Raw genomic sequence first — 11,865 nt, 5'->3', positions numbered from 1 at the left:
GGGCGTTGGGACTCAGAGCGTTGAAATGTCGAGCAGCTTCACTCCCGCCTGGGGTGCAGCCTGGATGAGTTGCTCGTCGAAGGTGGCGAGCGGGAGATTGAGCGATTTGGCGAGCCACAGATAGCCCGCGTCGTAGAGCGAGATGCCGGCGTCGATGGCCACGGCGAGCACGGCCTTGTGCTGGGCCGGCGCGAGCTCGTGCAGTTCGACCCGGTGGCGGATGGCGTCGAGCACGCTCCACAGTCCTTCCACGGCGGACGACGGAATGCGGCCGCTGCGCACGCCATTGGCGAGGATGTTGGCGCACTCCCATTGCCAGGCGTTGGGCGCCTGCGGCTCGACCTCGTCGCGGCGGATGGCGGCGTAGAGCCTGCGGGTGTGCTTGCTGGCCATGTCTGGCAAGAGCCATGCGGCGGTGACCGAGGCGTCCATGACGAAGGCCGTCATTGCTGGCGCCCTTCGTCGAGCAGGGCACGCGGCTGCGGCCCGGGCTGGATGGTGGCGTGGAGCGCGTCGATCTGGCCGAGCTCGCGCTCGATCTGCTCGTCGGTGATGACCGGCTTGCGGCGCACCGGCAACATGCGCACGACTTCCTTGCCGTGGCGGGTGATGCGAACCTCCTCGCCCTTTTCGACGGAGTCGATCAGGGCGGAGAAGTTGTTCTTGGCTTCGGCGATGCCGATGGATTGCATTTGGGCCAGAAAATTTGAATCTGGCCCAAATTTTAACCCCAGTCTGGCCTGACTTTCAAGGTCTGGCCAGATTGTGGTCAATCAGCGCGGTAGTTCGGCGCTTCCTTCGTGATCTGCACGTCGTGAACGTGGCTCTCACGAATGCCGGCCGTGGTGATTTCGACGAACTCGGCCTTGTTCTGCATGTCCTCGATGGTCGCGCAGCCACAGTAGCCCATGCTGGCGCGCACGCCGCCGGCCATCTGGTAGACGATCGAGACGATCGAGCCCTTGTAGGGCACGCGGCCTTCGATGCCTTCGGGCACCAGCTTGTCGGTGTTGGGGTTGCCGGTGGTCGATTCCTGGAAGTACCGGTCGGCACTGCCCTGCTGCATCGCGCCGATGGAGCCCATGCCGCGGTAGCTCTTGTAGCTGCGGCCCTGGTACAGCACGATTTCGCCCGGAGCCTCTTCGGTGCCGGCGAACATGCTGCCCATCATGACAGTGCTGGCGCCGGCTGCGATGGCCTTGGCGATGTCGCCCGAGTAGCGCACGCCGCCGTCGGAGATCAGCGGAATGCCCGTGCCCTGCAGTGCGGTGGCGACGCTGTCGACCGCCATGATCTGCGGTACGCCCACGCCGGCCACGATGCGGGTGGTGCAGATGGAGCCGGGGCCGATGCCGACCTTGACCGCGTCGGCGCCGGCATCGGCCAGCGCGCGGGCGGCGTCGCCGGTGGCGATGTTGCCGCCGATCACGTCGACCTGCGGATAGTTCTTCTTGACCCAGCGCACGCGCTCGATCACGCCGGCGCTGTGGCCATGAGCGGTGTCGACCACGATGGCGTCGACACCGGCCTTCACCAGCGCCTCGACGCGCTCCTCGGTGCCGTCACCCACGCCGACCGCGGCGCCCACGCGCAGGCGGCCGTTGGCGTCGCGCGCGGCGTTGGGGAAGCTGGTCTGCTTGGTGATGTCCTTGACGGTGATGAGGCCCTTGAGCTCCCAGTCGCCGTTGATGACGAGCAGGCGCTCGAGCTTGTGCTTGTTCAGCAGCGCCTTGGCCTCGGCAAGCGTAGTGCCGTCGGGCACGGTAATGAGCTTCTCGCGGCGCGTCATGATCTCGCTGACGGGCACGTCGTAGCGGCTCTCGAAGCGAAGGTCGCGGCCGGTGACGATGCCGACCACCTTGCCGGCGTCGACCACCGGGAAGCCCGAGATGCCGAGCTGGTCGGACAAGGCCATCACCTGGCGCACCGAGTGCGTCGGCGTGATCACGACCGGATCGCGCAGCACGCCCGACTCGTAGCGCTTCACCCGGGCCACTTCTGCGGCCTGCTGCTGCGCGGTGAGGTTCTTGTGCACGATCCCGATGCCGCCTTCCTGCGCGATGGCGATCGCGAGGCGGGCTTCGGTCACGGTGTCCATGGCCGCGGAAACGAGCGGCAGGTTCAACGTGATGTTGCGGGAGAACTTGGTGGCGAGGGAGGTGTCCTTGGGCAGGACCTGGGAGAAGGCTGGCACCAACAACACGTCGTCGAAGGTCAGCGCTTTGCCGAGAAGGCGCATGGGTGAGGCTCCAAAAGAAGGATTGTAACGAGGCCGCCAATGGGTTTGCCGGCGCGGGCGATTGACGAACGTTGCAAAACCACCCTATCCGGATGTTGCAAAAAGTAAGGCCCGGCTAAACTTCAGGGATGAAATTCGTGCACTGGCTGGTACTGGGATGTGTCGTTGCGCTGCCGATGTCGGCAAGCGCCCAATGGCAATGGCTCGACAAGAACGGCAAGAAGGTCTTCAGCGACCAGGCCCCGCCGCCCGACGTGCCCGAGAAGAACATCCTGCGCCGCGTGGGCCCGCCGCCCGCGGCGCGCTCCACCGCCAACCCGAACGTCGACGCGCCACCGGCCGCGGAAGGCACCGCCGAAGCCCCCGCTGCCGCGCCGAAGGCCGCCGCAGCGCCGAAGCCCACCGGCGTGGACAAGGAACTCGAGGAAAAGACCAAGAAAGCCGAAGCCGAGCAGAAGGCCAAGCAGGCCGCCGAAGAAGCCAAGGTGGCCAAGGCCAAGGCCGACAACTGCGCCCTCGCCCGCCAGAGCAAGGCCACGGTCGACAGCGGCATCCGCCTCGCGCGGGTCAACGCCAAGGGCGAGCGCGAGATCATGGATGACAACGCCCGCGCCGCCGAGCAGAAGCGCATCCAGGACGTGATCAACAGCGACTGCAAGTAAGCCGCGGTCACACGATCAATAACCGGCCTTGCCGCCCTTGCGGCGATTCGCGAACAGGCCGGTGCCCCGCGCACCCTGGCGCTGGAAGCGCTCCCGGCGCGCCACTTTCGGATCGACCGTGAGCGGCCGGCACAGCTCGACGCGATCGCCGTCCTTGAGCGTCTGGTCCCAGTCCACGGCCTTGCCCCAGATACCGGGCGTCATGGCGTGGCGCCAATCGAGATCCGGAAAGCGCTGCGAGAGGTCGCTGGCCTTCGCGGCATCGGCCAGTGTCGCCTCGGAAGGAAGATGCAGCACCTGCTCGAACACCTCGCGGGGCGCGGGCGAGCAGCTCAGTGTGACCTCGATGGTCATCGTCGCGCTCAGGACGAGCCGTAGACCTGCTCGGCGCGCTTGACGAAGGCCTCGACCAGGCTGGACGCGATGGTGTCGAACACGGGGCCCACGAGCGCCTGCAGGGCGAAGTTGCTGAAGCCGTAGCTCAGGTGCAGCTCTACGCGGCAGGCCCGCTCGCCCTGCTCGCCCACGGGCGTGAACTTCCATTTGCCGTCGAGGTTGGAGAACGGGCCGTCGACCAGCTTCAGCTGCACCTCACGCCCCGGAACATGAGTGTTGCGGGTGGTGAAGCTCTGGTGCAGGCCGGCGAATGCGAGACCGACTTCGGCCGTCATGCCGGCCTCGTCTTCCTCGATGACGCGCGACTTGTCGCACCACGGAAGAAACTGCGGATACTTGGCCACATCGGTGACGAGCGCATACATCTCTTCGGCGCTGTACCAGATGAGGACGGACTTGTTGACTGTTTTCATAGAATCGGCACAGCGTGCGCGACGGATTGTATTGAAGCCATGCAGCCCCCATATTTCCGAGTCATGGCCACCAAAAAACAAGATACCTCCTCCTCCCGCATCGCAGACAACAAGAAGGCTGCGTACAACTATTTCTTCGAAGAGCGCTTCGAGGCCGGCATGGTCCTGGAAGGCTGGGAAGTCAAATCGCTGCGTGAAGGCAAGGTGCAGCTGACCGACGGCTACGTCGTGATCCGCAACGGCGAGCTCTTCGTGCTGGGCTGCCAGATCAACCCGCTCAAGAGCGCCTCCACTCACGTCAACCCGGACTCGGTGCGCACCAAGAAGCTGCTGCTCAAGAAGGACGAGATTCGCCGCCTGATCGGCAAGGTCGAACAAAAGGGCTACACGCTGGTGCCGCTCAATTTGCACTGGAAGGCCGGCAAGGTGAAGTGCGAGATCGCGCTGGCCAAGGGCAAGGCCGAGCACGACAAGCGCGACACCATCAAGGACCGCGAAGGCAAGCGCGAGGTCGAGCGCGCAATGAAGAGCCGCAACCGCTGAACTTTTTTTGCAAGGCGGCGGAATAAAAGCCCGGCCGCGGGCGTTTGTGCGGATGTCACCGGAACGCCGGTGTCGCCAACACAAGGAGTTCTCCATGTCGCCTTTCCGAGCATCTTCGGCCGTTCTGCTCAGCGCCGTTCTCGCGGTCCCCGCCTTCGCCCAGCCCAAGCCCGCCGACGGCGCGCTCGTCGGGCCGAACGGCATGACGCTCTACACGTTCGACAAGGACACGGCCGGCAACGGCAAGTCGGTCTGCAACGGCGCTTGCGCCACCAACTGGCCGCCCTTCATGGCGGCCGATGGCGACAAGCCCAGCGGCGACTTCAGCATCGTCACGCGCGACGATGGCAAGAAGCAATGGGCCGCCAAGGGCTGGCCCCTGTACTACTGGGCCAAGGACACGAAGCCTGGCGACAAGACCGGTGACGGCGTCAACGGCACCTGGAAGACCGCCAGGCCCTGACCAGCCAGCCACCCCATGGACGCCCGCCTGCTCGTAGAGCACATCCCGAGCCTGCGCCGCTACGCGCGAGCGCTCACGGGCAATGCCTGGGCGGCCGACGACCTGGTGCAGGACACGCTGGAGCGCGCCTGCGGCAAGTGGCGACTGTGGGTGGTGGGCAGCGACCTGCGCGCCTGGCTCTTCACCGTCATGCACAACATCTTCGCGAGCCAGGTGCGGCGCACGCCGCCGCCCCACGCTGTGGTGCCGCTCGACGACGTGGCGCACGAGGTGCAGGGCCTCGCCGATCCCGGCCGCGACCAGGGCACGGGCCTGGACCTGCAGCGCTGCCTGATGCAACTGCCCGAGGAGCAGCGTGCCGTGCTGCTGCTGGTGACGCTCGAAGACCTGTCGTACGCCCAGGTCGCCAAGGTGCTCGGCGTTCCCGTCGGCACGGTGATGTCGCGCCTCTCGCGCGCCCGCGTCCGGCTGCAGGAGCTGATGGATGGCGCATCGGCCCCGGCACGCCCGGGCCTGCGCCGTCTCAAGTGAACGACCCCACCGCAGCAAGACCATGAACCGCCCCGCCCCGCCCCCTACCGAAGACGAACTGCATGCCTGGGTCGACGGCCAGTTGGCCCCCGATCGCCGCGAGGCGGTCGAGGCTGCGATGGCGCGCGATCCCGCCGTGGCCGCCAAGGTCGCGGCGTGGCATTCGCAGCGCGATGCGCTGCGCCGGCTGCACCGCGAGCTGCTCGATACGCCCATTCCCACGCCGCTGATGGGCGCGCTCGATCGCAACCCAGGCGGCTCCTGGATGCGCTGGGGTGGCCTGGCTGCCGGCCTGCTGGTGGCCTTCGCCGCCGGCTGGATCGGGAATGCGCAATGGGCCCGGTGGTCCGCGCCGCACGCAGGCGCGCAGCTGGCCCGAGCGCCGGCCCTGCGCGAATTCGTGCACGACGCCTCGGTGGCCCATGCCGTCTATGCGCCCGAAAAACGGCACCCCGTCGAAGTGGCCGCGTCCGAGCAGCAGCATCTGGTGCAGTGGCTCTCCAGGCGCCTCGACCGGCCGCTGAAGGTGCCCGATCTCTCCAGCCAGGGCTACACGCTGGTCGGCGGCCGCCTGCTGCCCGGCGAGACCGGCGCGCGCGCGCAGTTCATGTTCGAGGATGCCGCCGGCGAGCGCGTGACGCTTTACGTCGGCACCCTCGACGCGCGTGCCGCCGGCGGCCCCGCCGGCAACGAAACCGCCTTCCGCTTCGCCTCCGAGGGCCCCGTGCCGAGCTTCTACTGGGTGGACCAGGGCTTCGGCTACGCCATCGCCGGCAAGCTGCCGCGCGACCTTTTGCTCAAACTTGCGACGCTGGCCTACCGCGATCTGTCTTGATGACCGCATAAACTGCCGGCTCGCGCATCCCCCTCGTCCGGTGCTTCGCCACCGGCCCTGGTTTTCGCGATTTTTCAACCGAAGGAGAAACTGCATGAAATTGCTCAGCGCCTCGATCCTCGCGGCGGCCCTGCTTGCCGGCTGCGGCAGCATGTCCAACAAGACCGCAAGCGCACCCGACACGCCCACCCGCACCGCCGACGGCGTGCTGGTCGGGCCGAACGGAATGACGCTGTACACCTTCACCAAGGACACCGCCGGTGCCGGTACCTCCGCCTGCAACGGCCAATGCGCCGCCAACTGGCCTCCGCTGGGCGTGGCCGACACCGCAAAGCCCATCGGTGGCTACACCATCATCATTCGCGAAGACGGCAAGCGCCAGTGGGCCTACAAGGGCTGGCCGCTGTACTACTGGGCCAAGGACGCCAAGCCAGGCGACAAGACCGGCGACGGCTTCGCGAACGGCGCCTGGAAGATCGCCCGTCCCTGATCGACATCAGGCTCGACTTGCAAACGCCGGCTCCCGCCGGCGTTTTTCTTGCCGGTTCCCCCCGTACGGGGCCGGCGCCGCACACGGCAGAATCCCCGCATGACTCCCGACGCCAACCTGGACGCGTTCCGCGCCCTGCTGAACCAGGGCCTGATCAGCGATGCGCAGCACGACGCCGTGCTCGCCCACCCCGAGACCGCCGCACTCCCTGCGCTGCCGAGCCCGGCCCATGCACTGGCATGGATGCGCGTGCGCGGCCTTGTCACCGAGGCAGAACAGCACGCCGCGGTCGACCGTATCGACGAGGACGCCCCGCACTGGGACGACGCCACGGACACAGCCATCGACGCCGACGACCTCTTCGAACTCGCGGAACAGGGAATCACGCACGAAGCCATCGAATCACTCTGCAAGGACTCCCTGATCGACGCCGAGACGCGCAACATGGCGCTGATCGAAACGCCCGTCGTGGGCACCGTGCCCGCCTCCCCCATCGCCACGCTGGCCTGGCTGGCCACGGAAGGTCCGCTCGAAAGAGAGCGCTTCGACGCCCTGCGTGCCCAGGTCGCGGCCGAGCCGGCCTTTGCCACGGCCGTCGAGCGCGTGCGCATCGTGGCCGGCGCGCAGGCACTCATCGAGGCGGACGAGCAGGCCGTGAAGGCATGGCAAGCGCGCCAGAAACGCACCAGCCGCATCGGCGCGCTGAAGTTCGCCGTGGCGGTGGCGGTGATCGGCGGCGGGATCGGCTGGTATGCCTTCGCTCCGGCCAGCGTGCCCGCCTGCGATGCCGCGTCCACCCGAAAGACGCTCGACAGCCTCATGCGCCGCGTGAGCATGGACGTGCGCATGCGCCGCCTCGATCCCGACGCGGGAGCCGTGATCGAAACGCCCACCGTCGGCGGCATGCGCGAGGTCGGCTACCGCAAGCCGGAGCGCATCCGCGGCTGCACCGCGGTCATGACTCAGGGCGACAGCAGGGAGCCGATGGCCTACACCATCGGCCCCACCGAACCGAAGGGCGACGACATGGTGGTGCGAGGCGCGGATGTGGCCGTCGTCGAGGCCCGCTTCGGGAATCTCGACGCCGACGGCCGGCCGCTCTACAACGCCGAGCCCATCGGCCGCGAGGCGATGGAGAAGGCTTTCCGCGAAGGCGCGGCGCCGCTCGGCTCCGCGCGGACGGCCTCGGCCGCGCGCATGCGCCCGCGCACCGACTCCGGCCTCGTGCGCAAGGACCCCAACCGTTCGCGGGCAATTGCCGAGATCGAGCCCACCGGCCCCTGCCGAAAGCTGGAGGACGGCACGGGCCATGCCTGCCCGCTGGTCGTCGAATACAACGACAGCCTGATGAGCGCTCTTTCCGGCAGCGACAGCTCCCTGCCGGTCAAGGGTGAATTCACCTTCGTGGAAGACGACAACGGCGGCTGGCGCGTGGGCGACGATTTCGCCCAGACCTTCATGCGCAAGGTGCTCGAGGCGCGCATGGGCAGCATCGGCGTACCGAATCCCAGCCTGCGGCAGTAGCGAAAAAAGTCAGTGCGCGCCCGGCACCGCGGTGTCGGCAACGGCGGTGCGCCGTCCGCGCAGCGCCAGGAGCTCGTTGAACACAAGGGCGCCGATCACCAGCGCGCCCCCGGCCAGCACGCTTGGCGCGGGTTGTTCGCCTGCACCGATCCAGGCCAGCGCGATGCCGAAGATCACTTCCAGCAAGGCCAGCAGCGCGACCTCGGGCGCCTTCAGCACCTGGGCGCACAGCACCGAGAGCACGCACGGAATGGCGAGCTGGAACACGCCCAGGAAAGCCAGCAGCCCGAGATCGTGCGCGCCGGCCCGGAACGGCCATGCCAACGGGAGCGTGAAGAGCGCCGTGATCACCGCGCCGATGAGCACTGCCGGCACCAGGTCGATCTTGTGGCCCTTGGCCTGAGCGTGCTGAACCACGGTCCAGTTCGCCGCGCCCGCCAGCGGTACGCACAGCGCGAGCAGCGTGCCGGCCAGCGACCCGCCACCGCCTGCCATCAGCTGCGTGCCATACATCCAGCCGATGCCCGCCCCCGCGACCACGATGGCCAGCCAGGTGCGCGCCGGCAGCCGGTGCCCGATGAAGAAGCGCGCCGCCAGCGCGGTGAACAGCGGCCCGAGCGACATGGTGACCAGCACGCTGGCCGTCGAAGCCAGCGTGAGCGCGACCATGAAAGCCGTGAACATCACGGCCCAGCACACGCCGGAGATCCAGATCTCGCGCCCGCCGCGGCGCAATTGGGAGAACACGGCGCGTCCGCGCCAAAGCGGCAGGATCACCAGCAGCGCCAGCGTCGTGAAGAGGCTGCGCCAGAAGGTGATCTCGAAGCTGTGCGCCTGCGTCAGATGCCGCGTGACGACGCCCGCCGTGCCCCACATCAGGGTCACGACGACCATCAGCCAGACGGCGCCGCCGTGCGTCAGGCGCATGGAGAGAGAGAAGAAAAAGAACAGTGCCTTGCGAGCGGCCGTTCGATCTCAGCCCTGCATCAGGTCGCGGCTGGCGCGCTTGCGCTCGTGCTCCTTCAGGAAGCGCTTGCGCAGGCGCACGCTCTTGGGCGTGATCTCGACCAGCTCGTCGTCCTCGATGAATTCCACGCCGTATTCGAGCGTGAGTTCGATCGGGGGCGTGATCTTGACCGCGTCTTCCTTGCCAGAGACGCGGAAGTTCGTCAGCTGCTTGGTGCGCGTGGCGTTCACCACCAGGTCGTTGTCGCGGCTGTGGATGCCGACGATCATGCCTTCGTACACCGGGTCGTTCGCCTTCACGAACATGCGGCCGCGGTCGTCCAGCTTGCCCAGCGCGTAGGTGAAGATTTCACCGTCGTCCATCGAGATCAGCACGCCGTTCTTGCGGCCGCCGATGTCGCCCTTGTGCGGCTCGTAGCTGTCGAAGATGTTGCTGATGAGGCCCGAGCCGCGCGTGAGGTTCAGGAATTCGTTCGTGAAGCCGATCAGGCCGCGCGCCGGAATGCGGTATTCGAGGCGCACGCGGCCGCGGCCGTCCGGTTCCATGTTGACCAGTTCGCCCTTGCGCTCGCCCAGTGCCTGCATCACGCCGCCCTGGTGGCCTTCCTCGATGTCGGCCGTCACCAGCTCGATCGGCTCATGGCGCTCGCCGTCGATTTCGCGGAACACCACGCGCGGCTTGGACACGGCCATTTCGTAGCCTTCGCGGCGCATGTTCTCCAGCAGGATGGTCAGGTGCAGTTCGCCGCGGCCCATCACTTCGAACACGCCCTCTTCGCTGGTCTCGTTCACGCGCAGAGCGACGTTGTGCTGCAGTTCCTTCTGCAGGCGGTCCCAGATCTGGCGGCTGGTGACGTACTTGCCTTCGCGGCCGGCCAGCGGGCTGGTGTTGACGCAGAAGTTCATCGTCAGCGTCGGCTCGTCGACCTTCAGCATCGGCAGAGGAGCCGGGTTGGCCGGGTCGGTGACGGTCACGCCGATGCCGATGTCGGCAATGCCGTTGATCAGCACAATCTCGCCCGGGCCGGCTTCGGTGGCCTGCACGCGGTCCAGGCCCTGGAAGGTCAGCACCTGGTTCACGCGGCCCTTGATGGTCTTGCCATCGGGGCCTTCCATGACCAGCACGTCCATCATGGGCTTGAGCGTGCCCTGGCTGATGCGGCCCACGCCAATGCGGCCGACGAAGGTGGAGAAGTCGAGCGCCGAGATCTGCAGCTGCAGCGGCGCGGCCGGGTCGCCCTTCTGCGAGGGCACGTGCTTCAGGATGGTGTCGAACAGGGCCGACATGTCGGGGCCCCACTGCTCGCCCTGCGCGCCTTCTTCCAGCGAGGACCAGCCGTTGATGCCCGAGGCGTACACCACCGGGAAGTCGAGCTGCTCGTCGGTCGCGCCGAGCTTGTCGAACAGATCGAAGGCGGCGTTGACCACCTTGTCGGGGTTGGCGCCCGGCTTGTCGACCTTGTTCACCACCACGATGGGCTTCAGGCCCAGCGCCAGCGCCTTCTTGGTCACGAAGCGGGTCTGCGGCATCGGGCCTTCCTGGGCGTCGATGAGCAGCAGCACGCCGTCGACCATCGAGAGAGCGCGCTCCACCTCGCCGCCGAAGTCCGCGTGGCCGGGGGTGTCGACGATGTTGATGTGGGTGCCCTTCCAGCTCACGGCGCAGTTCTTGGCCAGGATGGTGATGCCGCGTTCCTTTTCGATCGCGTTGTTGTCCATCACGGTGTCGACCACTTTTTCGTGCTCGGCGAAGGTGCCCGACTGGCGCAGCAACTGGTCGACCATCGTGGTCTTGCCATGGTCAACGTGGGCAATGATGGCGATATTGCGGATTTGCTTGGTACTCATGGTGTCGCTTCGGTCTGTTGTGCGTTCAAAAGAATTTGCTGGATTTCGATGGGGTTCAGCAAGCGCCCCGGAATCAGTTCGCCGGCCTTGACGTGGGCCGTGCCGAGGAAGGCCGGCGGCTGGGCGCCGAAGACGGCCACCTCGTCCGCATCGGCCCAGCCCCCCCGGCGGCGCAGGCCCGAAAGAAAGCGTGCCGCATCTTCCGTGCCCAGCGTGACGCGGCTGTGGCCGCCCACGAGCGATTCGGCCGGCAGGAGCTGCGCGAGGCGCTCCTCCTCGTCCATGGCCTCCAGCGCCTCGATGGTGACGCACTGGGCCTCGGCGAAGCCGCCGGTCGCGACGCGCCGCAGCGAGCTCAGGTGCGCGCCGCAGCCGAGCGCTTCGCCGATGTCTTCGCCGAGCGTGCGGATGTAGGTGCCCTTGCTGACGGACGCGAGGATGCGGATGGTGTCGGCGTCGATCGCCCGGATCCCGAGCTTGTGGATGACCACGTCGCGCGGCGCGCGTTCGACCTCCACGCCTTCGCGGGCGTACTCGTACAGCGCCTTGCCGTCTTTCTTGAGCGCGCTATGCATCGGCGGCACCTGGCGGATCGGACCGGTGAACTGCGTCTCGACGCGTGCCAGGTCCTCAGGGGTGACATGGACCGGGCGCCGGGAAACAACCTCGCCCTCGGCATCGCCGGTGGACGTCTTCACGCCAAGGCGTGCCGTGGCCACGTAGGTCTTGTCGGCGTCCAGGTGCAGCTGGCTGAACTTGGTGGCGGCGCCGAAGCACAGCGGCAGTACGCCGGTGGCCAGCGGGTCGAGCGTGCCGGTATGGCCCGCCTTCTCGGCGCGCAGCAGCCACTTGGCTTTCTGCAAGGCCTGGTTGCTGGAGAAACCCAGCGGCTTGTCGAGCAGCAACACCCCATGCACAGGGCGCCGCTGCACCCTTGTGCGTGGCGCGTTCATGG

The 11,865-nt window shown here is 67.3% G+C and carries 15 protein-coding genes; 7 read left to right on the top strand and 8 right to left on the bottom strand.

Annotated features, from left to right (window positions below; genetic code table 11):
* Positions 1-12: 12 nt before the first annotated feature.
* The 3 genes from EJP67_RS03750 to guaB form a co-directional block, all read right to left on the bottom strand.
* A complete protein-coding gene (locus EJP67_RS03750) occupies positions 13-447 on the bottom strand; it encodes a type II toxin-antitoxin system VapC family toxin (protein WP_165909540.1) in 435 nt (144 codons plus the stop codon).
* Complete coding sequence (locus EJP67_RS03745; RefSeq protein WP_093195299.1) at positions 444-692, bottom strand: type II toxin-antitoxin system Phd/YefM family antitoxin; 249 nt, start codon at positions 690-692, stop codon at positions 444-446. Before EJP67_RS03745 ends, EJP67_RS03750 begins: the two co-directional genes overlap by 4 nt.
* A 77-nt stretch (positions 693-769) precedes the next feature.
* Positions 770-2,239, bottom strand: a complete 1,470-nt coding sequence (gene guaB, locus EJP67_RS03740) for an IMP dehydrogenase (RefSeq protein ID WP_126019555.1) — start codon at positions 2,237-2,239, stop codon at positions 770-772.
* A 128-nt stretch (positions 2,240-2,367) separates the two neighbouring features.
* Between guaB and EJP67_RS03735 the strand changes: the two genes are divergently transcribed.
* A complete protein-coding gene (locus tag EJP67_RS03735) occupies positions 2,368-2,901 on the top strand; it encodes a DUF4124 domain-containing protein (protein ID WP_126019553.1) in 534 nt (177 codons plus the stop codon).
* A gap of 15 nt (positions 2,902-2,916) precedes the next feature.
* Here the strand turns inward: EJP67_RS03735 and EJP67_RS03730 are convergent, their stop codons facing one another.
* Both EJP67_RS03730 and EJP67_RS03725 read right to left on the bottom strand, forming a co-directional pair.
* Positions 2,917-3,255: an RnfH family protein gene (locus tag EJP67_RS03730; protein WP_126019551.1), complete on the bottom strand. Its 339-nt coding sequence runs from the start codon at positions 3,253-3,255 to the stop codon at positions 2,917-2,919.
* An 8-nt stretch (positions 3,256-3,263) separates the two neighbouring features.
* A complete protein-coding gene (locus EJP67_RS03725) occupies positions 3,264-3,710 on the bottom strand; it encodes a type II toxin-antitoxin system RatA family toxin (RefSeq protein ID WP_126019549.1) in 447 nt (148 codons plus the stop codon).
* A 63-nt stretch (positions 3,711-3,773) separates the two neighbouring features.
* On the opposite strand from EJP67_RS03725, the gene smpB reads away from it, so the two are divergent.
* The 6 genes from smpB to EJP67_RS03695 all read left to right on the top strand — a co-directional run bounded on the left by smpB (position 3,774) and on the right by EJP67_RS03695 (position 8,096).
* Positions 3,774-4,253 (top strand): SsrA-binding protein SmpB, encoded by a 480-nt coding sequence (smpB, locus tag EJP67_RS03720; protein WP_126019548.1) that lies wholly within the window; start codon positions 3,774-3,776, stop codon positions 4,251-4,253.
* A gap of 94 nt (positions 4,254-4,347) precedes the next feature.
* On the top strand, positions 4,348-4,716 hold the full coding sequence (locus EJP67_RS03715) for a COG4315 family predicted lipoprotein (RefSeq protein WP_126019546.1): 369 nt from the start codon (positions 4,348-4,350) through the stop codon (positions 4,714-4,716).
* A gap of 15 nt (positions 4,717-4,731) precedes the next feature.
* Positions 4,732-5,247 carry an RNA polymerase sigma factor gene (locus tag EJP67_RS03710; RefSeq protein WP_126019544.1) on the top strand — a complete coding sequence of 172 codons (516 nt, stop codon included), beginning with the start codon at positions 4,732-4,734 and terminating at the stop codon, positions 5,245-5,247.
* A gap of 22 nt (positions 5,248-5,269) precedes the next feature.
* Positions 5,270-6,082 carry an anti-sigma factor family protein gene (locus EJP67_RS03705; protein WP_126019542.1) on the top strand — a complete coding sequence of 271 codons (813 nt, stop codon included), beginning with the start codon at positions 5,270-5,272 and terminating at the stop codon, positions 6,080-6,082.
* A gap of 94 nt (positions 6,083-6,176) precedes the next feature.
* Positions 6,177-6,572 carry a COG4315 family predicted lipoprotein gene (locus EJP67_RS03700; RefSeq protein ID WP_126019540.1) on the top strand — a complete coding sequence of 132 codons (396 nt, stop codon included), beginning with the start codon at positions 6,177-6,179 and terminating at the stop codon, positions 6,570-6,572.
* 99 nt (positions 6,573-6,671) lie between these two features.
* Positions 6,672-8,096, top strand: a complete 1,425-nt coding sequence (locus EJP67_RS03695; RefSeq protein WP_126019538.1) for a hypothetical protein — start codon at positions 6,672-6,674, stop codon at positions 8,094-8,096.
* A 9-nt stretch (positions 8,097-8,105) separates the two neighbouring features.
* On the opposite strand, the gene EJP67_RS03690 is transcribed toward EJP67_RS03695, so the two are convergent.
* The 3 genes from EJP67_RS03690 to truB are packed head-to-tail and all read right to left on the bottom strand — an operon-like array spanning position 8,106 to position 11,863.
* On the bottom strand, positions 8,106-9,023 hold the full coding sequence (locus EJP67_RS03690) for a DMT family transporter (RefSeq protein WP_126019536.1): 918 nt from the start codon (positions 9,021-9,023) through the stop codon (positions 8,106-8,108).
* Positions 9,024-9,071: 48 nt separating this feature from the next.
* A complete protein-coding gene (gene typA / locus EJP67_RS03685; protein WP_126019534.1) occupies positions 9,072-10,910 on the bottom strand; it encodes a translational GTPase TypA in 1,839 nt (612 codons plus the stop codon).
* Positions 10,907-11,863 carry a tRNA pseudouridine(55) synthase TruB gene (gene truB / locus EJP67_RS03680; RefSeq protein ID WP_126019532.1) on the bottom strand — a complete coding sequence of 319 codons (957 nt, stop codon included), beginning with the start codon at positions 11,861-11,863 and terminating at the stop codon, positions 10,907-10,909. Before truB ends, typA begins: the two co-directional genes overlap by 4 nt.
* Positions 11,864-11,865: the final 2 nt, after the last annotated feature.

It is taken from the genome of Variovorax guangxiensis (genome assembly GCF_003952165.1).
GTDB classification, from domain to species: Bacteria; Pseudomonadota; Gammaproteobacteria; order Burkholderiales; family Burkholderiaceae_C; genus Variovorax; species Variovorax guangxiensis.
This window is presented reverse-complemented; position numbering and strand designations above follow the sequence as displayed.

What these genes read in the sequence shown, in the direction of transcription:
- EJP67_RS03750 (WP_165909540.1), bottom strand. Translation starts at nt 447, where the DNA reads ATGACGGCCTTCGTCATGGACGCCTCGGTCACCGCCGCATGGCTCTTG.
- EJP67_RS03745 (WP_093195299.1), bottom strand. Translation starts at nt 692, where the DNA reads ATGCAATCCATCGGCATCGCCGAAGCCAAGAACAACTTCTCCGCCCTG.
- guaB (WP_126019555.1), bottom strand. Translation starts at nt 2,239, where the DNA reads ATGCGCCTTCTCGGCAAAGCGCTGACCTTCGACGACGTGTTGTTGGTG.
- EJP67_RS03735 (WP_126019553.1), top strand. Translation starts at nt 2,368, where the DNA reads ATGAAATTCGTGCACTGGCTGGTACTGGGATGTGTCGTTGCGCTGCCG.
- EJP67_RS03730 (WP_126019551.1), bottom strand. Translation starts at nt 3,255, where the DNA reads ATGACCATCGAGGTCACACTGAGCTGCTCGCCCGCGCCCCGCGAGGTG.
- EJP67_RS03725 (WP_126019549.1), bottom strand. Translation starts at nt 3,710, where the DNA reads ATGAAAACAGTCAACAAGTCCGTCCTCATCTGGTACAGCGCCGAAGAG.
- smpB (WP_126019548.1), top strand. Translation starts at nt 3,774, where the DNA reads ATGGCCACCAAAAAACAAGATACCTCCTCCTCCCGCATCGCAGACAAC.
- EJP67_RS03715 (WP_126019546.1), top strand. Translation starts at nt 4,348, where the DNA reads ATGTCGCCTTTCCGAGCATCTTCGGCCGTTCTGCTCAGCGCCGTTCTC.
- EJP67_RS03710 (WP_126019544.1), top strand. Translation starts at nt 4,732, where the DNA reads ATGGACGCCCGCCTGCTCGTAGAGCACATCCCGAGCCTGCGCCGCTAC.
- EJP67_RS03705 (WP_126019542.1), top strand. Translation starts at nt 5,270, where the DNA reads ATGAACCGCCCCGCCCCGCCCCCTACCGAAGACGAACTGCATGCCTGG.
- EJP67_RS03700 (WP_126019540.1), top strand. Translation starts at nt 6,177, where the DNA reads ATGAAATTGCTCAGCGCCTCGATCCTCGCGGCGGCCCTGCTTGCCGGC.
- EJP67_RS03695 (WP_126019538.1), top strand. Translation starts at nt 6,672, where the DNA reads ATGACTCCCGACGCCAACCTGGACGCGTTCCGCGCCCTGCTGAACCAG.
- EJP67_RS03690 (WP_126019536.1), bottom strand. Translation starts at nt 9,023, where the DNA reads ATGCGCCTGACGCACGGCGGCGCCGTCTGGCTGATGGTCGTCGTGACC.
- typA (WP_126019534.1), bottom strand. Translation starts at nt 10,910, where the DNA reads ATGAGTACCAAGCAAATCCGCAATATCGCCATCATTGCCCACGTTGAC.
- truB (WP_126019532.1), bottom strand. Translation starts at nt 11,863, where the DNA reads ATGAACGCGCCACGCACAAGGGTGCAGCGGCGCCCTGTGCATGGGGTG.